Origin of the sequence: Microbacterium sp. 71-23 (assembly GCF_001897265.1) — a bacterium.
Taxonomy (GTDB): domain Bacteria; phylum Actinomycetota; class Actinomycetes; order Actinomycetales; family Microbacteriaceae; genus Microbacterium; species Microbacterium ginsengisoli.
Map to the genome: position 1 here is coordinate 336297 of NZ_MKSL01000008.1, position 22209 is coordinate 358505.

General features: G+C 70.2%; 23 protein-coding genes. 17 read left to right on the top strand and 6 right to left on the bottom strand.

What is annotated here, in order from left to right; all coding sequences use genetic code 11:
* Window positions 1-22 precede the first annotated feature (22 nt).
* Window positions 23-1312: a chromosomal replication initiator protein DnaA gene (gene dnaA, locus BGO15_RS01715; protein ID WP_416361455.1), complete on the bottom strand. Its 1290-nt coding sequence runs from the start codon at window positions 1310-1312 to the stop codon at window positions 23-25.
* 418 nt (window positions 1313-1730) lie between these two features.
* Between dnaA and rpmH the strand changes: the two genes are divergently transcribed.
* The 9 genes from rpmH (at window position 1731) to BGO15_RS01760 (ending at window position 7207) form a co-directional block, all read left to right on the top strand.
* Window positions 1731-1868 (top strand): 50S ribosomal protein L34, encoded by a 138-nt coding sequence (gene rpmH, locus BGO15_RS01720; RefSeq protein ID WP_045247906.1) that lies wholly within the window; start codon window positions 1731-1733, stop codon window positions 1866-1868.
* 7 nt (window positions 1869-1875) lie between these two features.
* A complete protein-coding gene (gene rnpA / locus BGO15_RS01725; RefSeq protein ID WP_045247905.1) occupies window positions 1876-2211 on the top strand; it encodes a ribonuclease P protein component in 336 nt (111 codons plus the stop codon).
* The gene (gene yidD, locus BGO15_RS01730) at window positions 2208-2564 is read left to right on the top strand and encodes a membrane protein insertion efficiency factor YidD (protein WP_045247904.1); all 357 of its coding nucleotides are present in this window, start codon (window positions 2208-2210) and stop codon (window positions 2562-2564) included. The genes rnpA and yidD overlap by 4 nt, the downstream gene beginning before the upstream one ends.
* A 3-nt stretch (window positions 2565-2567) precedes the next feature.
* Window positions 2568-3641 carry a membrane protein insertase YidC gene (gene yidC, locus BGO15_RS01735; RefSeq protein ID WP_045247903.1) on the top strand — a complete coding sequence of 358 codons (1074 nt, stop codon included), beginning with the start codon at window positions 2568-2570 and terminating at the stop codon, window positions 3639-3641.
* A 36-nt stretch (window positions 3642-3677) separates the two neighbouring features.
* Window positions 3678-4178 (top strand): Jag family protein, encoded by a 501-nt coding sequence (locus tag BGO15_RS01740; RefSeq protein WP_056206134.1) that lies wholly within the window; start codon window positions 3678-3680, stop codon window positions 4176-4178.
* Window positions 4179-4210: 32 nt separating this feature from the next.
* Window positions 4211-4840 carry a 16S rRNA (guanine(527)-N(7))-methyltransferase RsmG gene (gene rsmG / locus BGO15_RS01745; protein ID WP_048808961.1) on the top strand — a complete coding sequence of 210 codons (630 nt, stop codon included), beginning with the start codon at window positions 4211-4213 and terminating at the stop codon, window positions 4838-4840.
* 78 nt (window positions 4841-4918) lie between these two features.
* Window positions 4919-5860: a ParA family protein gene (locus BGO15_RS01750; RefSeq protein ID WP_056519606.1), complete on the top strand. Its 942-nt coding sequence runs from the start codon at window positions 4919-4921 to the stop codon at window positions 5858-5860.
* The gene (locus tag BGO15_RS01755; protein ID WP_082482956.1) at window positions 5860-6810 is read left to right on the top strand and encodes a ParB/RepB/Spo0J family partition protein; all 951 of its coding nucleotides are present in this window, start codon (window positions 5860-5862) and stop codon (window positions 6808-6810) included. The genes BGO15_RS01750 and BGO15_RS01755 overlap by 1 nt, the downstream gene beginning before the upstream one ends.
* A gap of 49 nt (window positions 6811-6859) precedes the next feature.
* Window positions 6860-7207: a hypothetical protein gene (locus tag BGO15_RS01760; protein WP_045247898.1), complete on the top strand. Its 348-nt coding sequence runs from the start codon at window positions 6860-6862 to the stop codon at window positions 7205-7207.
* A 165-nt stretch (window positions 7208-7372) separates the two neighbouring features.
* Here the strand turns inward: BGO15_RS01760 and trxA are convergent, their stop codons facing one another.
* The 4 genes from trxA to BGO15_RS01780 all read right to left on the bottom strand — a co-directional run bounded on the left by trxA (window position 7373) and on the right by BGO15_RS01780 (window position 12637).
* On the bottom strand, window positions 7373-7696 hold the full coding sequence (trxA, locus tag BGO15_RS01765; RefSeq protein ID WP_045247897.1) for a thioredoxin: 324 nt from the start codon (window positions 7694-7696) through the stop codon (window positions 7373-7375).
* 66 nt (window positions 7697-7762) lie between these two features.
* Window positions 7763-8740, bottom strand: a complete 978-nt coding sequence (gene trxB, locus BGO15_RS01770) for a thioredoxin-disulfide reductase (RefSeq protein WP_056519603.1) — start codon at window positions 8738-8740, stop codon at window positions 7763-7765.
* 94 nt (window positions 8741-8834) lie between these two features.
* Window positions 8835-10430, bottom strand: a complete 1596-nt coding sequence (gene murJ / locus BGO15_RS01775) for a murein biosynthesis integral membrane protein MurJ (protein ID WP_045247895.1) — start codon at window positions 10428-10430, stop codon at window positions 8835-8837.
* The gene (locus tag BGO15_RS01780) at window positions 10427-12637 is read right to left on the bottom strand and encodes a DUF6049 family protein (RefSeq protein WP_056206128.1); all 2211 of its coding nucleotides are present in this window, start codon (window positions 12635-12637) and stop codon (window positions 10427-10429) included. The genes murJ and BGO15_RS01780 overlap by 4 nt, the downstream gene beginning before the upstream one ends.
* A 120-nt stretch (window positions 12638-12757) precedes the next feature.
* Between BGO15_RS01780 and BGO15_RS01785 the strand changes: the two genes are divergently transcribed.
* Window positions 12758-14299, top strand: a complete 1542-nt coding sequence (locus BGO15_RS01785) for a DUF7059 domain-containing protein (protein WP_056519600.1) — start codon at window positions 12758-12760, stop codon at window positions 14297-14299.
* 10 nt (window positions 14300-14309) lie between these two features.
* A complete protein-coding gene (locus tag BGO15_RS01790; RefSeq protein WP_056519597.1) occupies window positions 14310-15737 on the top strand; it encodes a CCA tRNA nucleotidyltransferase in 1428 nt (475 codons plus the stop codon).
* Between the two features lie 18 nt (window positions 15738-15755).
* Here BGO15_RS01790 and BGO15_RS01795 read toward each other — a convergent pair whose 3' ends face one another.
* Window positions 15756-16397 (bottom strand): FMN-dependent NADH-azoreductase, encoded by a 642-nt coding sequence (locus tag BGO15_RS01795; protein ID WP_056519595.1) that lies wholly within the window; start codon window positions 16395-16397, stop codon window positions 15756-15758.
* Between the two features lie 76 nt (window positions 16398-16473).
* On the opposite strand from BGO15_RS01795, the gene BGO15_RS01800 reads away from it, so the two are divergent.
* The 6 genes from BGO15_RS01800 to BGO15_RS14780 all read left to right on the top strand — a co-directional run bounded on the left by BGO15_RS01800 (window position 16474) and on the right by BGO15_RS14780 (window position 22195).
* The gene (locus tag BGO15_RS01800; protein WP_045247891.1) at window positions 16474-16809 is read left to right on the top strand and encodes a winged helix-turn-helix transcriptional regulator; all 336 of its coding nucleotides are present in this window, start codon (window positions 16474-16476) and stop codon (window positions 16807-16809) included.
* Between the two features lie 109 nt (window positions 16810-16918).
* A complete protein-coding gene (locus BGO15_RS01805) occupies window positions 16919-18247 on the top strand; it encodes a GAF domain-containing protein (protein ID WP_056519591.1) in 1329 nt (442 codons plus the stop codon).
* Between the two features lie 102 nt (window positions 18248-18349).
* Entirely contained in the window at window positions 18350-19897 is a 1548-nt protein-coding gene (exaC, locus tag BGO15_RS01810) for an acetaldehyde dehydrogenase ExaC (RefSeq protein WP_056206124.1), read from the top strand.
* 129 nt (window positions 19898-20026) lie between these two features.
* Window positions 20027-20422, top strand: coding sequence for a DUF779 domain-containing protein (locus tag BGO15_RS01815; RefSeq protein ID WP_056206123.1), 396 nt, complete (start codon window positions 20027-20029; stop codon window positions 20420-20422).
* 58 nt (window positions 20423-20480) lie between these two features.
* Window positions 20481-21926, top strand: a complete 1446-nt coding sequence (locus BGO15_RS01820; protein ID WP_056519588.1) for an adenosylhomocysteinase — start codon at window positions 20481-20483, stop codon at window positions 21924-21926.
* A complete protein-coding gene (locus BGO15_RS14780) occupies window positions 21923-22195 on the top strand; it encodes an amidohydrolase family protein (protein ID WP_327037325.1) in 273 nt (90 codons plus the stop codon). The genes BGO15_RS01820 and BGO15_RS14780 overlap by 4 nt, the downstream gene beginning before the upstream one ends.
* Window positions 22196-22209: the final 14 nt, after the last annotated feature.

The following is a 22209-nucleotide window of genomic DNA, read 5'->3' on the forward strand; positions in this document are numbered from 1 at the left end:
CGCACCGAGATGTGCGATCGGATCAGCGCGCGTTGCGCCCCAGCTGCGACGTGATCTCGGACACCTGGTTGTAGATCGACCGACGCTCCTTCATGAGGTCGCTGATCTTCTTGTAGGCGTACATGACGGTCGTGTGGTCGCGATTGCCGAAGAGCTGGCCGATCTTCGGCAGAGACAGGCTCGTGCGCTCGCGGCACAGGTACATCGCGATCTGCCGTGCGGTCGCGACCGCCTGCGAGCGGCTCGACCCGTAGAGGTCGTCTACCGAGAGCTTGAAGTACTGCGCGGTCGCAGTGATGATGTCGGTCGGCGAGATCACATTCGCGTCGTCCTGGTCGACGATGTCTCTCAGCACCTGCTGTGCGAGCGACATGTCGAGGGAGGACCGATTGAGGCTCGCGAACGCGGAGACCCGGATCAGCGCGCCCTCGAGTTCACGGATGTTGGTGGACACGACTGTCGCGATGTACTCCAGCACCTCGTCGGGGATGTGGAGTCGCTCGTTCTGCGCCTTCTTCCGGAGGATGGCGATGCGGGTTTCGAGATCGGGCGCCTGAACGTCGGTGATCAGACCCCACTCGAAGCGGCTGCGCATGCGGTCCTCGAACCCGGTGAGGTGCTTGGGCGGCACATCGCTCGTGATCACGACCTGCTTGTCGTGGTCGTGCAGCTGATTGAAGGTGTGGAAGAACGCCTCCTGCGTCTCGGCGCGACCCTGGAGGAACTGGATGTCGTCGATCAGCAGGATGTCGACATCGCGGTAGCGGGCCTGGAACGCCGAGCCACGGTTGTTGGCGATCGAGTTGATGAAGTCGTTCGTGAACTCTTCGCTGGACACATAGCGCACGCGGATGCCCGAATAGAGGCTCTGCGCGTAGTCGCCGATCGCGTGGAGGAGATGAGTCTTCCCGAGCCCGGAGTCGCCGTAGACGAAGAGCGGGTTGTACGCCTTCGCCGGCGCCTCGGCGACGGCGACCGCCGCGGCGTGCGCGAAGCGGTTGGACTGCCCGATGACGAATCGGTCGAACGTGTACTTCGGATTCAGTCGGGTGTCGGAGCGCAGCGGGGTGCTCGGCGAGTCGGCGACGTCATCGGCGAGGGGCACGGGCGGAGCGGGCAACGGCGTCGACGACGGCGCCGGAGCGCTCAGGTGCGCGTCACTCAGTTCCGGATTCACGACCACGCGGAACGAGGTCACCTCACCGTCGGGCGACGCGACACTGAGAGCCTCCATGATCGGCGTGCGCAGACGCTTCGTGAACTGCGCCTGCGTGAGTTCGTTCGGCACGTCGAGATAGAGAGTGCCGCCCATCACCCCCTGCGGGATCGCGAGGCTGAGGAAGCCGTGCAGCTGCGGGGTGACCCGGTCGTCGTGCACGAGAGCGTCGAGCACGTCGGCCCAGACGGGCACCTCCGGTTGGTCCTGCACGATGCCGTTCCCCCTTAGACCTGTGGATGAATACCCCGGTTTCGGAGGAGAACCCGCCCGAACCTGTGGATAAGTGCTGGAGACACGCTAGTCAGACGGCGGGGGTGAATCAAACCGTTCGGCGATGGGCGCGTGTCGATCACGGGGTGGTTCGGGGGTGCCGTGATAGTGCGGATGGGTCCTGGGTTTGAGTTCTCGGCTCCGCGGGCATACCCTTAGTCGGTTGACTTATGCCTTCCAGGCAGTTCGTTCCCCGTCGCCGGCCGCCAGCTTCCGGTGACCCCCGATCCGGAGTGATCCCATGAGCAAGCGCACCTTCCAGCCCAACAACCGCCGCCGCGCCAAGAAGCACGGCTTCCGCGCCCGTATGCGCACCCGCGCCGGCCGCGCCATCCTCTCGGCGCGTCGCACCAAGGGTCGCGCCACGCTCTCTGCCTGAGACCGGCGTGCTTTCCCGGCCGAGTCGTCTCACCGATGGTGCCGACTACAAGGCCGTCGTCCGACGGGGAGTCCGCAGCACTTCGCCGCACCTGATCACCTATGTGGTCGCGAGCGAGGGCACGCGGGCACCCCGTTTCGGTTTCATCGTGTCGAAGCAGGTGGGAGGCGCGGTGACCCGCAATCTGGTTCGTCGCCGCTTGAAGGCGATCTGCGCAGAGGCGCGGGGCGACGTCGCGCCGGGACGCGACATCGTCATCCGCGCGTTGCCCGCCGCCGCCGCGGCATCCTTCTCCACTCTTCGCGGAGACGTGCGCACCGCACTGCAGCGGAGGGCGTCATGAGCTCGGCGACGCTGCCGTCTCACTCGCGCGGAACCGACCGGTTCGACACTCGGCTGTGGCTGCGCGCCGTGCCGCTCGTTCCTCGCAACCTGGGTCTCGCGCTGCTGCACGGCTACCGCGCAACCATCTCCCATGTTTACGGCGACGTGTGCAAGTACTATCCGTCGTGTTCCGCGTATGCGGTGGGTGCCGTGCAGCAGCACGGATTGGTCAAGGGTTCTGCCCTCGCGGCCGCCCGCATCGCCCGGTGCCACCCGTGGGCAGCTGGCGGAGTGGACGACCCCCCGACCCATGCGCATTACGCCCACGCTCTGACTCCGCACGGCTTCGTCGTGCCCCTTCGAAAGGACTGATCCGTGCCGGATCTGTTGGGAATCGTCCTCTGGCCGCTCAAATGGGTGGTCGAGCTCGTGCTGGTCGCGTGGCATGCCGTGTTCACGTTCTTCGGCATGGACCCGGCGACGGGTCTGACCTGGGTGCTGTCGATCATGGGCCTCGTGGTGGTCGTGCGCGCCGCACTGATCCCGGTGTTCGTGCGCCAGATCAAGAGCCAGCGCAAGATGATGGAGATCGCGCCCGAGCTGCGCAAGATCCAGGAGAAGTACAAGGGCAAGCGCGACCAGCTCTCCCGTGAGGCGATGAGCCGCGAGACGATGGCGCTCTACAAGAAGCACGGCACCTCCCCGGTGTCCAGCTGCCTGCCGCTGCTGATCCAGATGCCGATCTTCTTCTCGCTGTACAGCGTGCTGAGCGATGTCGCCAAGCATGCGACGGCGGCGGTGCCCACCGGTGGCGTCGGCCCGCTCACGCTTGAGCTGACGCAGGAGTTCTATCAGGCGAAGCTCTTCGGCGTCGCGTCGCTCCACGACACCCTCACCGGAGCGTGGGGTCAGCCGGGCGGCACCGTGACCGTGGTCATCCTCATCGTCCTTGTGGCGGCGATGATCGCGTCGCAGTTCATCACCCAGCTGCAGATCATCTCGCGCAACCTCTCGCCCGAGGCGAAGACCGGCCAGGCGTACCAGATGCAGCGCATCATGCTCTTCATCATCCCGATCGGCATGATCTTCTCGGGCGTGTTCTTCCCGCTCGGCGTCGTCATGTACTGGTTCACGTCGAACCTGTGGACGATGGTGCAGCAGTTCCTCGTGATCCGTAACCTCCCCACCCCCGGATCCGCGGCGGCCAAGGCCCGCGAGGAGCGCCTGGCTCGAAAGGGGAAGGCGGTCGATTCCAGCGGTCGTGTCGTCTCGCTGGAGAAGTACGAGGCGGAGCAGCAGCGGCTGCTCGCCGAAGCCGAGCGCGCGAAGGCTGCAGCTCCCAAGCGCCAGCAGCCCATGGGCAAGCAGCGCGCGAAGAAGCAGGGCGGCTCCCCCGCCGGTCCGAAGCCGGGCGCGTCCTCCGGTGGCGACGCGACGCGTCCCGCCTGACGACCTCCCTCAACTCCCCTATCCGAAGGACTCTCGATGACGACGACCGCGAACTCCGACGACCTCCGCGACGAGGCGACCGTCGAGCAGCTCGAGCAGGAAGGTGACGCTGCTGCGGACTTCCTCGAGGGGCTGCTCGACATCGCCGACATCGACGGCGACCTCACCCTCGATGTGCGAAACGGTCGTGCATACGTGTCGGTCGAGGCATCGGACGCGTCCCTCGACGCACTCGCCGAGCCGGACACCGTTGCGTCGTTGCAGGAGCTGACCCGACTCGCGGTGCAGAACGCGACGGGTCGCTACTCCCGGCTCATCCTCGACATCGGCGGCTCCCGCGATGCGCGTCGCCGTGAACTCGAGTCCCTGGTCGAACGAGCCGCCGCCCGACTCGACGACGGCGCGTCGCAGGCATCCCTCCCGGCGATGTCGAGCTACGAGCGCAAACTCGTGCACGACATCGCCGCCGAGCGCGGGCTCACCTCCGAGTCCTACGGCGAGGGCGCCGCGCGTCACACGGTGCTGCGTCGCGCGTGAGTGTTTCACGTGAAACATCGCCACAGGGTGATGTGGAACGCGAGCCCGCGTATGCGACCGAGGTGTTCGGTGACGGGATCGGACGCGCGCGTCGGTTCGCCGGTTCGCTCGCCCGGGAGGGTGAGCTGCGAGGCCTTCTTGGTCCCCTCGAGAATGCGCGCCTCTGGTCGCGACATCTGCTGAACTGCGCGGCCGCGGCACCCCTGTTCGCGACGGGATCCGAAGTCGGGGACATCGGATCCGGGGCGGGTCTGCCGGGGATCGTCCTCGCGATCGCGCGCCCGGATGTCGCGTGGACTCTCATCGAACCGATGGAACGACGCGTGGCCTGGTTGTCAGAGCAGGTCGCCGACCTCGAACTGGAGCACGTGACCGTGCTCCGCGCGCGCGCCGAGGACGTTCCCCGAGAGTCCTTCGACGCGGTGACCGCGCGTGCGGTGAGCGCACTGAAGGGTCTTGTCCCTCTCGCGGCTCCGCTCGTACGCGACGGTGGAGAGCTGATCTTCCTCAAGGGCGCGTCGGTGGCGGCGGAGATCGACGCGGCCCGCAAGCAGCTCGCTGCTGCTCGCGTGTCGGACCCGCGGGTCGACACGGTCGGCGATGGTGTGCTCGAGGAACCGACGCGCGTCTTCCGGGGAACCGTGCGTCGTGCGCGAGCGTGATGTTTCACGTGAAACATCGCAAGGCCGCCGACGTGCGGTGTCGACCACGCGGCTACAGTGGACGGAGTGAGTGACGACATGACCGAGACCGAGGTGTTTCACGTGAAACATTCCCCCGCGTCGGATGACTCACCGCTCGACGACACGCCACTTGCTCGCGAACTGGCGGACCTGTCGACCCGCCGACGTGCGCTCGAGCACGCGTCGGTCACGCTTCCGACGGCGACCCGGATCATCACGGTGTCGAACCAGAAAGGGGGGGTCGGCAAGACGACCTCCGCGGTGAATCTGGCTGCGGCGCTCGCACACGTCGGCGCTCGCGTGCTCGTCATCGACCTCGATCCCCAGGGCAACGCCTCGACCGCGCTCGGAATCCCGCACTCGGCGGACACGCCCAGCATCTACGACGTGCTGATCGATGACTTCCCGCTCGCGGACGTGGTCCAGTCGAGTCCCGAATCCGACCTCCTGCAGTGCGCGCCGAGCACGATCCACCTCGCCGGCGCAGAGATCGAGCTCGTCTCGCTCGTCGCTCGCGAGCACCGACTGCGTACCGCGCTCGAGACCTACCTCGCTGCCACGACCGACGCTCCCCACTTCGTCATCATCGACTGCCCGCCCTCGCTCGGACTGCTCACGATCAACGCGTTCACCGCGGCATCCGAGGTGCTCATTCCCATCCAGTGCGAGTACTACGCGCTTGAGGGCCTCGGCCAGCTGATGGGCAGTGTCGAGATGATCCAGAAGCACCTCAACCCCCGGCTGCACGTCTCGACGATCCTGCTGACGATGTTCGACGCACGCACCCGTCTGTCGGGAGAGGTCGCCGACGACGTGCGTACCCACTTTGCAGGCGAGACGCTCACGACTGTCATCCCGCGATCGGTGCGGGTGAGTGAGGCACCGAGCTTCGGACAGACCGTCATCGCGTATGACGTGCAGTCGGCCGGCGCGGTGGCCTACCGCGAGGCCGCCGTCGAGATGCTCGCGCGCGGCGTCGAGCGGGAAGGGGGCCGATGATGGCCAAGCGCACCGGACTCGGGCGGGGGATCGGAGCCCTCATCCCGACGAGCGAGCCCAGCGAGGCACGCCCCGTCGATGTCTTCTTCCCCGAGCAGCCCACGACCTCGACCGCGGATACCCCGCCGGCCTCCGAGCCCGAGCTCATCGCCGTTCCCGGTGCGCGGCTGATCCGCATCGACCCGAACGAGATCCAGCCCAACCCGCGCCAGCCGCGCACCGTGTTCGACCCGCAGGACCTGGCGGAGCTCGTGCACTCGGTGCGGGAGTTCGGCGTGCTGCAGCCCGTCATCGTGCGCGAGGTGGACGGCTCGTACGAGCTCATCATGGGAGAGCGTCGCACTCGTGCCGCCAGAGAGGCGGGCCTGGACTCGATCCCGGCGATCGTGCGCGAGACGGCCGACGAGGATCTGCTGCGCGACGCACTGCTCGAGAACCTGCACCGTTCGCAGCTGAATCCCCTCGAGGAGGCATCGGCCTACCAGCAGCTGCTTGAAGACTTCGGCATCACGCAGGAGCAGCTGTCCCAGCGCATCGGCCGCTCACGGCCGCAGATCTCCAACACGATCCGGCTGCTCCGCCTTCCCGTGCCGGTGCAGCAGCGGGTGGCGGCCGGTGTGCTCAGCGCGGGACACGCGCGGGCGATCCTGTCACTCGACGACACAGACGCGATGGCGCGGCTCGCCGACAAGATCGTGAACGAGGATCTCTCGGTGCGCGCCGCCGAAGCGGCAGCCAAGAACTCGCCCGCACCTCGACGCCCGGCGCCCAAGGCGGGGGCTCGGCGGGGGCACCTCGATGAGGTCGCGAGTCGACTGGGCGACCGTCTCGACACGCGCGTGAAGATCAGTCTGAGCGCGAGAAAAGGCCAGATCAGCATAGATTTCGCCACCATCCAGGACTTGAATCGGATCCTGGCGGAACTGGGCGAGGAGGGGTTCGCGGGCTGAGCCGCGGCATCCGGCCCGACCCTCACCGGCGGGCACGTAGGCTGGATGGGTGACCGACGCCCGAGCCACCGACGGAGCCCGTCGCGCCAGCCTCGAGCTGTTGCGCGCCGAGGCCGCGGATGAGCTGTCGGTGCTCGTGGAGGAACGGCTTCGCGACGGCGAGGACCCCTGGGACTTCATGGAGGACCTGCCCACGGTCGACGAGCTGGTCGTGTTCATGCTGCGGGCGGAGAACATCGCCGAGGCCGGCGGGGGCAAGCCCACCGCCGCCCGCCACTACCGCGTGCTGCGTCAGATCGCGCTCGACTACCCACCGCTCACCCGTGCGGTCTGGCGGCTTCTCGGAGAGGCGAACACCCACCGCCGCTGGGATGCGGTCGTGCGCGACGCGTCCTGACGGCTCCTCGTCTCGCGCATCTGCCCCGCGACACGGCTGACGTACGCGACCTTCACTGCGCCGTCCCTACCGCCGCTGCCACGGGCTCCGCCCACGCCGTTCGAGGACGAAGACGACGAGAGGCCCGGATGCCGCGGCATCCGGGCCTCTCGTGAGGCGTCTCGCTCAGGCGAGGAAGGTGGCGAGATCCTGCTCGAGCGCGACCTTCGGCTTGGCGCCGATGATCGTCTTCTTGACCTCGCCGGCCTCGAAGACCTTGAGGGCGGGGATCGAGGTGATCTGGTACTTCATCGCGAGGTCGGGGTTCTCGTCGACATTGAGCTTGAGGATCGTGATCTTGCCCTGGTGCTCGCTCGCGATCTCGTCGAGGATCGGGGCGACCATGCGACACGGACCGCACCAGGCGGCCCAGAAGTCGACGAGCACAGGGCCGTCGGCCTGCAGGACGTCTTCGGTCCACGTCTTGGAGCTGGTGGCGGTGGCAGTCATGGGGTTTCTCCTTAGGAAGTCTGCTGAGTGTTCGAACGCCGTGCGCGAACGGATTGTTCCCGTCGCTCAGGCGACCGGGAGCTCTTCGATCTGGTCGGCGTCGGCGGCCAGCGCACCGGCGTCGTCCAGGGAGGCGAGGAAGTGCTCGGCGTCGAGGGCGGCGACCGTGCCGCTTCCCGCCGCGGTCACGGCCTGGCGGTAGGTCGGGTCGATCACGTCGCCCGCGGCGAACACGCCCGTGATGGACGTGCGCGACGACCGGCCATCCACCCACACCGTGCCGGCGTCGGTCAGTCGCAGCTGGTCGTGCACGAGGTGGGTGCGCGGGTCGTTTCCGATCGCGACGAACACGCCCTCGAGGGGGAGCTCGCGAGTCGACCCGTCGACGGTGGAGCGGAGTACCACGCCCGACACCGAGTCCTCACCCAGGATGTCGACGACCTCGCTGTTCCAGACGAACTCGATCTTCGGGTCGGCGAAGGCGCGCTGCTGCATGATCTTCGATGCACGCAGCTCCTCGCGACGGTGGATCACGTAGACCTTCGACGCGAAGCGGGTAAGGAAGGTGGCCTCCTCCATCGCCGAGTCGCCGCCGCCGACGACGGCGATGGTGCGCTCGCGGAAGAAGAACCCGTCGCAGGTCGCGCAGTACGAGACGCCGTGGCCCGAGAGGCGCTGCTCACCCTCGATGCCGATCTTGCGGTAGGCGGAGCCGGTCGCGAAGATCACCGCGTCGGCCTCTTCCACGGCGCCGTTGCCGAGGGTGACGCGCTTGACGTCACCGGAGAGGTCGAGCGCGGTGACGTCGTCGTAGCGCACGGTGGTGCCGAACTTCTCGGCCTGCTCCTGCAGCTTGGCCATGAGCTCCGGGCCCTGGATGCCCTCCGGGAACCCGGGGAAGTTCTCGACCTCAGTGGTGTTCATCAACTCGCCGCCGACCTCGACGGAGGAGGCGAACAGCACGGGCGACAGCTCGGCGCGCGCCGCGTAGATGGCGGCGGTGAATCCGGCGGGGCCCGATCCGATGATGATGAGCTTGCTCACGTGGGGACTCTCCTTGTCGATCGGCCGCGGGGATGTCTCTCGCAGCCACTACCGGTCAACACATGGTAGCCGTGGGACATTCCGCGAGGGGCCGTCAGCGACGCACGATCCGCCGTACGAGGGCGATGCCCGGGCCGAGCTCGGGCGCGCGCAGCACCGCCAGGGCGAGCACGTACACGACGGTGGCCGAGAGCCCCACCACGGCTGTTCCGACAGCCCCCAGGATCTGCCCCGAGACCATCCAGCCGTGCACACCGCCGGCGAGCAGGAACACCCCGTAGCCGGCGAGGCCCGCGGGGATGGCCGCGATGCCGAAGCGGGCGAGCGATCCGAGCCAGACCCGTGCCCGCAGGTCGCCGATCTTGCGCCGCAGCAGGATGCCCCCGGCGATGACCTGCACGAGCATGGCGAACGACTGGCCCAGTGCGATGCCGGCGCCCAGATACTCCCGGGGGAGCGTCCACGAGGCGATGAATGCCGTGAGCACCACCAGCACCGCCTGCAGCAGCGTGAACAGGAAGGGTGTGCGGGTGTCGTCGAACGCGTAGAACGATCGCTGCACGATGTAGAGCACCGACATCGGGATGAGACCGGCGAGATAGCACAGCAGCATCAATGCCGCCGCGGGGGCGTCCGCATCTGAATCGGTGAAGATGCGGGCCGCGGGGATGGCCGCCGCCGCGAGCGCCGCGGTGGCGAGCACGATGAACAGGCCGAGCATCGTGATGCTGCGGCCCACATCGACGCGCACCGCGTCGATGTTGCCGGCGTGCGCCTGCTCGCTCAACCGCGTGAAGTAGGGGGTTCCGATCGAGACCACGATCACCGAGTACGGCAGCATGAACAGCAGCCACATGTTCTGCGACGTCGTCGCGGCGGGGCCGTAGCCGGATGCCGCGGACAGCAGCTGCGACTGGATGAGCCCGGCCGCCTGCCCCACGAGCACCATGAGGAACGTCCAGCCCGCGAGGCGTCCGATGTGGCGAAGACCGACCCCGCGCCAGCGGAAGTCGGGGCGCAGGCTCAGTCCCGCCCCCCGCCAGAACAGCAGCAGCACGATCGCCTGGGCGACGACACCGCCGGTGGCGGTCGCGCCGATCACCGTCACCATGCCGGGCGTCCAGCCGGTGACCTCGGTCTGCGGGCCGAACAGCGCGATGAACGCGCCGAAGCCCGCCACCGAGACGACGTTGTTGATGATCGGCGCCCACGTGAACGGACCGTAGGCGTTGCGGGCGTTGAGCGTCTCGCCGAGGAGCGCATAGAGGCCGTAGAAGAGCACCTGCGGCAGGCACCAGTAGGCGAACGCGGTCGCGAGGGCCATCTGATCGGGGGTGTAGTTCGGCGCGTACGCGACGACCAGCAGCGGGGCGAACACCATCGCGAGCGCCGTGGCGCCCAGCAGCACGGTCGTGCCGAGGGTGAACAGCTTGGAGACGAACGCACGGCCGCCGTCGGCGTGGCTCGCCGCCTTCACGATCTGCGGAACGACGACGGCGGTGATGATGCCCGTCGAGATGATCGCGTAGATGTTGTTCGGCAGCTGATTGGCCGTCGAGAACGCGTCGGCGGCGCGGCTTCCGACCGAACCGAGCGCGGCCACGAGCACGATGGAGCGCACGAATCCGGACAGTCGGGAGATCACGGTTCCGGCGCCGATCAGCAGGCTGGCGCGGCCGAACGAGGTCACGGAGCGTCCTTCGGGTCGGCCGGGGCCGCGGCATCCGTCGTCGCCGGATCGCCGGTCGCCGGATCAGCGGTCGCGTCGGTTGCGTCGTCTCCGGCGGTCGTCGCTGTCGGGCGCGAGAGGCGTCGGCGTCGGCGGACCATACGGATGACGCCGAGGCCGATGAACGCGGCCACCAGCACGCTGATCACGACGAGGCCGATGTTCTCCCAGTCCGCGCGCACCGCGACATCCACCGTCTGGGCGGTGCCGACCGCGACCCCGGACGCGCTGCGCAACTGCAGCGCGATACGCACGTCTCCGTTGCCCAGGCGCGCCCGAACAGGTACCTCGACGCGCGTCACACTCGAGGCCTCGGCGTGCACCTCAACGCGTGCGTCGACGTCGAGGCGCACGTCGTTCGGGGTGGCGTAGAGCGTGACGTCGACCGGATAGGGCAGATCGTTGCGCACCGCGAACCACAGGTTCGCACCGCTCGCGAAGAGGTTCACGTTGCTGGTGGGCGTGATGTCGACCGAGCCGAGCGTTGTCGCCGTGGCCGCGGCATGGTCGGACAGGGCTGCCTTCCAGCCGTCGAGGTCCGACAGCCACGAGCCGCCGAGGAGCTGGAGGGCCGCCGCGTCCTCGGGACCTGTCAGCAGGGCGGGCGAGCTCAACACGGTGGCGAACTGCGCGATCGACGCGGCCTGCGACTGCAGCGAGGTCACTGCGCTCGTCCGGGCCGCGTCGATGGTCGAGGTCGCGAGTGCGCGCGGAGTTCCCGAGGTGCTGATCAGGCCGCTGAGCGAGGTGAGGGAGATCCCGGATCCCCCGGTGACGGCGGCGACCGCAGCGCCGACCCCGGCCGCTGACCGGGTGGCGGTGCGGTCGACGACGACGGCGAGAGGGGAGCCCGACGCGTCGTGCGCGGCGAAGAAGAGGGCGGCGGATGCCGCGGCCAGCGGTGCGCCCCGCAGGTTGGCGTCACCCGTGGCGGCAGCGAGACCGAGGGCGGATGAGATCTCGCCGTCGTAGACCACGACGGGCGCCGCGTCGACGGTGCCGGACGCGGAGACGGTGGCGTTGTCCGCCCCCGTGGTCGTACTCACGGAGGACACGAGGGACACCGCCGCAGCGTCGCTCGATCTCAGCTCGGAGACGGTCTGTGCGTCGCTGAGGCCCGAGGGTGCCCAGTAGATCGAGGGGTCGGACGGCCCGATCGCCAGCAGTTCGGAGAGCGTCGGCAGCGTCGACGTCGTCGAGCCGCTCGCGCTCGGCGTCGGCGTCGGGCCGCCTGTCGGCGTCGGGGAGGGGGAGGTGCTGCCGAAGTTCTTCGGGTCGAGGTAGGCGGCCAGCGAGGTCGGCGCGAGCGGGCGGGACAGTCCCGCCTCGAGCTGGGTGGCGACATCCGCATCGCCGTACTGCAGGGCGAAGCGCTCGTTCGGCAGGGTCATCAGCCGCTGCAGCCATGCGCGCGCACTGGCCGGCGCCGACGAGCCGAGCACGCGGATCGAGGCGACGACGGCGGGGTCGACGGCGAGGACCGCCGCGGTTCCGGCGACAGCAGTGAGCTCCGCGTCGAGCAGCCCGCCGGTGGCGGTCAGCGTGGCGAGCCGGTCGGCGGGGATCACGGCGGTGGATTGCGGGCCCGCGCTGATGGGCACGACGAGCGCGACCGAGGCCGTCGTCGCGTCCGGCACGGTGATGACCGATCGGGCGTCGTACGAGCCGAGGGTCACGCGCACCGGGTACACGCCCGCGGCGAGAGTCGCGATCGCGCTGGTGGTCGGATCGATGACGAGTGAAGCCGATTCGGTCTGACCTTCCGCGGTGGTGCCGAGGTCGGTGGCTCCGAGCACGGCCGGCGTCGTGGCATCCGCGGTTCCCGACAGCCACCGCGACAGCTCGGCGCGGCTCGTGAACGGCGCGCTCCCGATGCTGAGGGTTGCGACTCCGCCGTCGACGGCGGCACCGGTCGTGTTCGAGAGGACGATGGACGCTGCCAGCGACTCGCCCGGGCGGAAGAGTCCGTCCTGTGCGGGGGAGAGCGTGAGTGCGACGGTGCCGGTCGGCGACGCGGACGGTGACGGCGACGGTGTGTCGGCGGCGGCCGGTGCCGCAGGGGCGAGCAGCACGGCGGCGGCCAGCACCGCGGCGCCCGCGCGCAGCGCCCGACGCAGGAGCGCGCGTGCGCGGGGGGCGTCCCCCGCCGAGGTGTGCTTCGCAGTCATAAGAGAGGTCGGTGCGGTCCACGCGCACGTCGGCTGCGATTCTACGGGCGGGTGCTGTGGCATCCCCGAGCCTCGCGGGGAAGGCGGCGAGCGGACGCCCGCGCGCGGTTGAATGGACGGGTGACCGTCTCCATAGACACCGCCGCGGCGGCGGCCCTCGCCCGGGATCTGGATGCCGCGGATTACCGCACCGACGCCGTGCGCGCCGCGTGGGGCGACCTGCCCGATCGGGCCATCGGGCAGGGGCTGCGCGGCCCCGCCCTCGCGGCGCTCGAGGGACGCACCGACCCGCTCGCGGTCGTGTGCCGCCTGCTCGGCGTGGGGGCTGCGGCATCCGTCGCCGAGGTGGAGGCCGCGTTCCCCGCGTGCGGCGTGGCCGGGCTCATCGCGCTCGACCTCGTGCAGGTCGCCGGAGAGGTCGTCGTCGCGACCGCCCTCGTACGCCCGCAGGCCTTCGCCGACGGTCGCGGCGAGGTCGAATGGTGGATCGCGAGCGATCTCGACGAGGCGGCCCTCGGCGGAGAGCTCGCCCCCGATCACGTGCTGGGCGTCGGGGGTGCCTCGCTCACGCTCGCGTCGCTGCAGCTGCCGGCGGCCGCGGCATCCGTGCTCGACATCGGCACGGGGTGCGGCATCCAGGCGCTGCGGGCGCGGCGGTATGCGGACCGCGTGGTGGCGACGGATGTCTCGAGCCGCGCCCTGCGGTTCGCCGCCCTGAACGCGGCGCTCGCAGGGGACGTGGCGGTCGAGCTGCGGGCGGGGAGTCTGTTCGAGCCCGTCGCGGGCGAGCAGTTCGACCGGGTCGTCTCCAACCCGCCGTTCGTGATCACGCCCCGTGTCGCGGGCGTTCCGGCCTACGAGTACCGCGACGCCGGATTCGCGGGCGATGATCTCGTGGCCGCCGTCGTGCGGGGGGTCGGGGAGGTGCTCACGCCCGGCGGAGTGGCCCAGCTGCTCGGCAACTGGGAGTACCGCGACGGCGAGGACGGCCTCGAGCGCGTGCGGGCCTGGGTGGCGGCGAGTCCGGTCCCGCTCGACGCCTGGATCGTCGAGCGCGAGCAGCTGGACCCGCTCGCGTATGCGCAGCTGTGGGTGCGTGACGGCGGGTCGGCTCCGGGCGGCGACGACTACGCCCGCCTCGTGGGCGCCTGGCTCGACGACTTCGCCGACCGCGGCGTGACCGCCGTGGGGTTCGGCTATCTGCTGCTGCGCCGGGCCACGGGCGTGCCCACACTCGCCCGCTACGAGCGGATGCCGCAGCCCATCGACCACGCGCTCGGACCGCACCTGGCGGCCTCCCTCGCCGCCCACGACAGGCTCGCGGCGCTCACCGATGCGCAGCTCGCCGCGAGCGTGCTGCACGTCGCCCCGGATGTCACCGACGCGCGGCATCACCGCCCCGGCGAGGAGGCGCCGACGGTCATCGAGCTGCGCCAGGGCGCCGGCTTCCAGCGGGCGCTCGTGGTCGATCCGGGGCTCGCCGCCCTCGTCGGCGCGTGCGACGGCGACCTCGCGGTGGGTGTGCTCGTCGCGGCGATCGCCGACCTCCTCGAGGTCGACCCCGACGCGCTCGCCGCGGACCTGCTGCCGCGGGTGAGGGAGCTCGTCGTGACGGGCTTCCTCGGGTTCGACGGCCCCGAGCCGGCCGATCCCGCCGGATAGGCTCGTCGGCATGCTCAACATGGCCGACGGTGTCGCGCGCCTGGCCGCACTCGCCGCGTCACCGGTCGTGGTCCGCGTCGCCGACGCGTTCGCCGCCGCAGGGTTCGAGCTGGCGATCGTGGGCGGCCCGGTGCGCGATGCGCTGATTGGCCGCCCGACGCACGACCTCGACTTCGCCACGAACGCGCGGCCCGATGACATCCTGCGGATCGTCACGCCGATCTCCACCGCCCAGTGGGACATCGGGCGGGCGTTCGGCACGATCGGCGCGCGCGTACAGGGCGAGCAGGTCGAGATCACGACGTACCGCGCCGACAGCTACGACGGGGCGACCCGCAAGCCCGTGGTCGCCTTCGGCGACGTGCTCGACGACGACCTCGTGCGCCGCGACTTTACGGTCAACGCGATGGCGCTGCGCGTGCCCGAGCGGGCGCTCGTCGACCCCTCGGGGGGTGTGGAGGACCTGGTCGCGGGCGTGCTGCGCACCCCGATCGACCCGCGGGTGAGCTTCGGCGACGATCCGCTGCGGATGCTGCGCGCCGCCCGGTTCTCCTCGCAGCTGGGCTTCGCCGTCGCCCCCGAGACGAGCGAGGCGATCGCCGGGCTCACGGCGACGCTGGCGATCGTGAGCCCCGAGCGCGTGCAGGGCGAGCTCGTTCGGCTGTTGGCGTCGGACGATCCCGTGCGGGGCATCCGTCTGCTGGTCGAGACCGGTCTGCTCGCGGAGTTCCTGCCGGAGGTGCCGGCGTTGCGCCTCGAGGTCGACGAGCACCACCACCACAAGGATGTCTACGAGCACTCGCTGACGGTGCTGCGGCAGGCGATCGCACTCGAACGGTCGCGGCATCCCGATGCCGAGCCCGATGTGCCGCTGCGGCTCGCCGCCCTGCTGCACGACATCGGCAAGCCCGCCACGCGCCGGCTCGAGCCGGGCGGCGGGGTCACCTTCCACCACCACGACGTGAAGGGCGCCCGCCTTGCGCGCGCCCGCCTTCGCGACCTGCGCTTCGATAGCGACACGATGACGGTGGTGGCGCGGCTCATCGAGCTGCACCTGCGCTTCTTCGGCTACGCCGAGGGGGCATGGACGGACTCGGCCGTGCGCCGGTACGTGCGCGATGCGGGCGAAGAGCTCGAGCGTCTGCATATCCTCACCCGCGCCGACGTGACGACCCGCAACAAGCGCAAGGCGGCGCGGCTGGCGGCGGCGTACGACGACATCGAGGCGCGCATCTCCCAGCTCGCGGCGCAGGAGGAGCTCGACGCGATCCGGCCCGAGCTCGACGGCAACCGCATCCAGGAGGTGCTGGGCATCGGCCCCGGCCGTGAGGTCGGCGAGGCCTACCGCTACCTGCTGGAGGTGCGTCTCGACGAGGGCGTCATCGGTGCGGATGCCGCGGAGCAGCGCCTTCTCGAGTGGTGGGCCGCCCGGGCGTAGGGCGACCCACCACGGCGGTCACGCGGCGCTGGCGATGTCGCGGCCGTGGGCGCGCGCGGACTCCTCGGCCTGCTGCTTGAGGTCGGCGGCGAGGTCGCTGAAGGCGTCGAGCGCCGGGTTCACGCCGACGAGGGTGAACGGACGCGTCACGACGCGCAGGTCGAGCCCCCAGACATCCGCGAAGACGCGCTCGAGCCACCCGGTGGAGTGGTCCCAGCCCTCCTTCGGCGTGCCTTCGCCGTAGTTGCCGCCGAGCACGGTCGCGAGTACGGCGGGCTTGCCCTGCAGAGCGGTGCCCTGCGGGTCGATGCGGGGATCGGTGTAGGCCAGGTCGAACCAGGTCTTCACGTGCTGCGAGACGCCGAAGTTGTACAGCGGCACGGTGAACAGCAGGGCGTCGGCCGAGATGAGCTCGTCGGCGAGACGGGTGGCGAGGGCGACGGCCTCGACCTGCTCAGGACTGCGGTCGGCCTCGGGGGTGAACTTCGCGGTGACCGCGGCGGGCCAGGCGGTCGCGGGAATGGGCGCCGTGGCGAGATCCCGGCGCACGACGCCGCGATCGGGGTGCGCGGCGGTCCACTCCGCCTCGACGATGTCTCCGAGCGCGCGGCTCGCAGAGGTGGCGGGGAGGATGCTGGCATCCAGACGGAACAGCGACATGACACTCCGATCATTCTCGTAGTCGCTATGGAAATTAGAGCGACTTTCCGGAGTGTAGCACCGCTACCATGGGGGCATGGCCGAGGACCACGACACCCACGCGTGCGACGCGGCGGTGTCGCTCGCGTTCTCGATCCTCGGCAAGCGCTGGAACGGCATGATCCTGAGCGTGCTCGGGGCGGGACCGACGTCGTTCGTCGCGATCCGCCGGGCCATCGGCGTCAGCGACGCCATGCTCTCCGACCGGTTGGGCGAGCTCGCCGAGGCGGGACTCGTGAGCCGTTCCGTCGAACCCGGCCCGCCCGTCACCGTCAGCTACGCGCTCACCGAGGCGGGCACCCGCATCAGCCCGATCCTCGACGACCTCGGACGCTGGGCGAGCTCCTACCTCGTCGCCCCCGCGCGGCCATGAGCGTCGCGGGCGCCGCGAACCTGCGGGATTCCCACGAACCCTGCCGCGCGTCGCGCCCGATGTCTACACTGAGGGCGACCCCCGTTTCATCGTCGATCGGAGGGCGCGAATGACGTCCCCTTGGACCGAGGACCTGCCGGTCGTACCCGCGGCATCCCGTCTGATCATCGAGCGCGCGCACGAGGAGTTCGTGCGCGGCAACTCGGACGACGACCGCGTGCGGAACGTGCGCGGCATGGTGCGCGAGAGTTGGCGCCGCTCGCTCGACCGTCTCGTCGGCGTCGAAGACCTGCCGCCCATCGGCATCCCCGCCGACGAACTCGATCGGCTGCGGCACGAGCATCCCCTTGCGGGTGCGATCGACATGATCCGCACGCTCCTCATCCCCGGCGTCTCCGAGGATTCCGGCGTGGTCGTCGCCGTCGGCGATGCCGCCGGAAGACTGCTGTGGGTCGAGGGCGATCGACGTCTGCGACTGCGTGCGGGCGAGATGGGCTTCGTCGCCGGCGCCACGTGGTCGGAGGAGGCCATGGGCACCGCCGCTCCCGGCACCGCCCTCATGCTCGACCAGTCGGTGCAGATCCGCGGCGCCGAGCACTTCAACCGTCTCGTGCAGGGCTGGTCGTGCACGGCCGCGCCCGTGCACGACCCCGAGACGAGACGTCTGCTCGGCGTCATCGACGTCACCGGCACCGACGTCGTCGTCACTCCTCAAGCCAAGCTCCTGGTCGACGCGACCGCGCGGGCCGTCGAGGGCGAACTGCTGCTCTCGCGCCTGCGAGCCCGCGCCGAGCAGCCCGCCCGCACCCGCCGCTCTCGCACCCAGCCCGCGGTCACCGGCCGCACCACACTGCGGGTGCTCGGCCGCGACCGCGCGCTGCTCGAGACCGCCGCCGACCAGTCGGTCACCGTGTTCGAGCTCTCGGTGCGCCACGCCGAGATCATGCTCATGCTCGCCACCCACCGGCAGGGTCTGTCGGCCGAGCGGCTGAGCGAACTCGTCTACGGCGACCCCGAGGCATCCGTGACGCTTCGGGCCGAGATCGTGCGCTTGCGCAAGGTGCTCGAGAAGTCTGCGCCGCATCTCGTGCCCGAGTCCCGTCCCTACCGGCTCGGCGGAGGGCTCGAGACCGACGCGCAGCAGCTGCTGTCGCTGCTCGACCGCGGCGCGCACCGTGTCGCGCTCTCGGCGTACCGCGGCGACGTGCTGCCCGAATCGACCGCACCCGGGGTCGAGGAGTTCCGCGACTCGGTGCGCACGGCGCTGCGCGAAGCGCTCATGAGCGAGGCGAGCGTCGACGTGCTGCTGGCCTTCGCCGACACCGAGACGGGGTCCGCCGACGGCGAGCTGTTGCGGCTGTGCCTCGAGATGCTGCCGGCCCGCTCGCCCAAGCGCGCGGGACTCGTGGCGCGCATCGAGCGGCTCGAAGAGGGCTGATCCGCGCCGCGCAACGTGATGCAACGTGGCGCGACCTAGCTTCGACGGCAACGAGGCGGCACCGACGCCGACCTCGGTTCATGACCCGTCGAAGGAGACACCATGACCATCGTCGAAGATGGCGTCTCGAGCGTCTACGCAGCCCCCGGACAGCGTGGCTCGATCGCCGACTACCGCCCCCGCTACGGCCACTACATCGGCGGCGAGTGGGTAGAGCCCGTCAAGGGCCAGTACTTCGAGAACATCTCGCCTGTCAACGGCAAGCCGTTCACCGAGGTCGCGCGCGGCACCAGCGAGGACATCGATCGCGCGGTGGATGCCGCGTGGAAGGCGTTCGAGAGCTGGAAGAAGACCAGCACCACCGAGCGCGCCAACCTGCTCAACAAGATCGCCGACCGCATCGAGCAGAACCTCGAGAAGATCGCCGTCGCCGAGACCTGGGACAACGGCAAACCGGTGCGCGAGACGCTCGCCGCGGACATCCCGCTGACCGTCGACCACTTCCGCTACTTCGCCGGCGTGCTGCGGGCCCAGGAGGGCGGCATCAGCCAGATCGACGAGAACACGGTCGCGTACCACTTCCACGAGCCGCTGGGCGTGGTCGCGCAGATCATCCCGTGGAACTTCCCGATCCTCATGGCAGCGTGGAAGCTCGCCCCCGCGCTCGCCGCCGGCAACTGCGTGGTCATCAAGCCCGCCGAGCAGACCCCGGCGTCGCTGCTGTTCCTGTTCGAGATCATCGGCGACCTCATCCCCGCCGGTGTCGTCAACATCGTCAACGGCTTCGGCATCGAGGCGGGCGCGCCGCTCGCGCAGCACAAGCGCATCCGCAAGGTCGCCTTCACGGGTGAGACCACCACGGGCCGCCTGATCATGCAGTACGCGTCGCAGCACCTCATCCCGGTCACGCTCGAGCTCGGAGGCAAGAGCCCGAACCTGTTCTTCGAGGACGTCGCCACCCGTGACGACAGCTTCTACGACAAGGCGCTCGAGGGCTTCACGCTGTTCGCCCTGAACCAGGGCGAGGTCTGCACCTGCCCGTCGCGCGCGCTCATCCAGCGCTCGATCTACGACCAGTTCCTCGGTGACGGCCTGCAGCGCGTCAGCAAGATCATCCAGGGCAACCCGCTCGACCCGAACACCATGATCGGTGCGCAGGCGTCGAACGACCAGCTCGAGAAGATCCTGTCCTACATCCAGATCGGCCAGGAGGGCGGCGCGAAGCTGCTCACCGGTGGTGAGCGCGTCGACCTCGGCGGCGACCTGTCGGGCGGCTTCTACGTGGCGCCGACCGTGTTCGAGGGCACCAACGACATGCGGATCTTCCAGGAGGAGATCTTCGGTCCGGTCGTCTCGGTCACCTCGTTCGACGACTTCGACGACGCCATCTCGATCGCCAACGACACGCTGTACGGCCTGGGCGCCGGTGTCTGGAGCCGCAACATCGACACCGCCTACCGTGCCGGTCGCGCCATCGAGGCCGGTCGCGTCTGGACGAACACCTACCACCAGTACCCGGCTCACGCCGCCTTCGGTGGCTACAAGCAGTCGGGCATCGGACGCGAGAACCACGCTCAGATGCTCGACCACTACCAGCAGACCAAGAACCTCCTGGTCAGCTACGCGGAAGGGGCCATGGGCTTCTTCTAAGCCGATGGATGCGGGGCTCCCCACTCCTCCGGGAGCCCCGCGGATCCGTCGCCCGCCGTCGTCCCGGTCTTCCCTCCGGGCGGCGGCGGGCGCACACTCGGAGGACACGATCTCGGAGAGGAGATCACGATGGTCCGTATCGGCACCTATCACCGCGTCGATGTGACGGATGCCGCGGCATCCCTGCTGCGGCAGCTGACCGAGCAGCACGGCCCGCTGATGTTCCACCAGTCCGGCGGTTGCTGCGACGGCAGCGCACCCATGTGCTACCCGATCGGGATGTTCATGACCGGTCCGAGCGACGTGAAGCTCGGCGACCTTGATGTCCCGGGCCTCGAGCCGATCGAGGTCTTCATGTCGGAGAGCCAGTTCGAGTACTGGAAGTACACCCATCTGACGATCGACGTCGTGCCCGGCCGTGGCGCCGGCTTCAGCGTGGAGGGCCCGACGGGGATGCGCTTCCTCATCCGGTCGCGCATGCTCAACGACGCCGAGCTCGAGTACTTCGGGTTGACGACGTCGTGACGAACGCTTCGTGACGCCCGGTTCCGGGCGCGGCGGGCCCCGACCCTAGGCTGGGGCGGTGGACGAGACCGCCCGGGCCGAGCGTATCGTGCGCGCCGTCGCCCTCCGCACGAACGCGCTCCTCGCGGCACGGTCGGTGCACGTCGTCGAGGGTGGGGCGTCGCTCTCCGCCGAGGTGAGACGCCTCATTCGCGCGCTCGGCGCGAGGGATGCCGCCGGCTCCGCCGCCCTCACCCTCCGTCTCGACCTCCTCTCCCCGCACAGCGACCCGCACGAGCTCGTCGTCGAGCTCGACGGCGAGCCGCTCGTCGACGCGGTCGACGCCGACGCCCGCATCGACCGCGCCGCACGACTCATGACCGTCTCGGCGGGGGTCGCCGAGGGGCTCGACCTGCGGGGCCTGCGCGTCGCGGTGGCGATGATGCTCGAGCCGAAGACCGCCCGACTCGCGCTGCTGCTGCGCGCCGCGGGCGCCGAGGTCGGCGTGTACGCGCACCCGGACGAGACCGATGCGGATGTCGCGGCCGCCCTGCGCGCGCGGGGGCTGCTCGTGGTGGCGGACACGACGCTGTCGGGTGTCGCGGAACGGGCCGCCGCCGAGGGCTTCCTGCGGAGGGGGTGGGACGTGCTGCTCGACGACGGTGCCCACCTCATCCGTCTCGCGCACGAGCTCGAGCCGTCGCTCGTCGAGGGATGGATCGGTGCCTGCGAGGAGACGACGAGCGGGCTCGCGCCGCTGCGGGCGATGGCCGACGCAGGGCTGCTGCGCTCCGCGGTGATGGCGGTCAACGACGCGCGCACGAAGACCTGGTTCGACAACCGTTACGGCACCGCGCAGTCGTGCGTGTTCGCGGTCGCCGACCTGCTCGACGTGGTGGGGCGTACGGTGCGGGACCAGCCCGCGGTCGTGGTCGGGTACGGCCCGGTCGGCGAGGGCGTCGCGGCGGTGCTGCGCGCGCTCGGCGCCGACGTGGCGGTCGCCGAGGTCGACCCGGTGCGGGCGCTTCGCGCGCTCCACGACGGGTTCGAGGTGGCTCCTCTTGCTGAGCGGGCGGCGGGCGCTCTGGTGGTCTCGGCCACCGGTCGTGCCGGCACGGTGCCCCGCGCGATCGCCGAGAGCTCTGCCGTCGTCGCCGTGGCCGGCGGGGTGCCCGGCGAGGTCGACGACCTCCCGGGAGCGGAGCCCGTCGCGCCGGGCATCGACCGGCTCCCGGGAGGCGCGCTGCTGCTGGGTGGCGGCGGTGCGGTGAACATCACGGCCGCCGAGGGCAACCCGATCGAGATCATGGACCTCTCCTTCGCCGTGCAGCTCGCCGCGCTCGGCGAGCTCCTCGCGACGCGCCCCGCGCCGGGCGTTCACGCCGTGTCCGCGACCGTCGACGACCTCATCGCGCGCGCGGCGCTCGCCGCCCGCGGTGTGAGCGTCGACGCCCCCGACGTGGGTGTCGCGAGGGCCGCCGACGGGTGGCGCTCGCCGCGCTTCGCGCACCGGAGCGGGACGTGACATCCGTCGTTTTCTACACGGCCGACCTGGTCGTGCCCGTGACAGCGCCGCCGATCCGGCACGGCGCAGTGGCGGTCTCGCAGGGACGCATCCGGCACGTCGGCGACCGTGCCTGGGTGCGTGCACAGCTCGAAGGCCGCGGGGACGAGGTGCGCGAGGTGCGCTGGCCGGGCGTGCTGCTGCCCGGCCTCGTCAACGCCCACACCCACCTGCAGTACTCCGGCATGGCCGAGGTCGGGCGGGGCCGCTACCGCGGCTTCGACGACTGAGCGGCCGCGTTCGA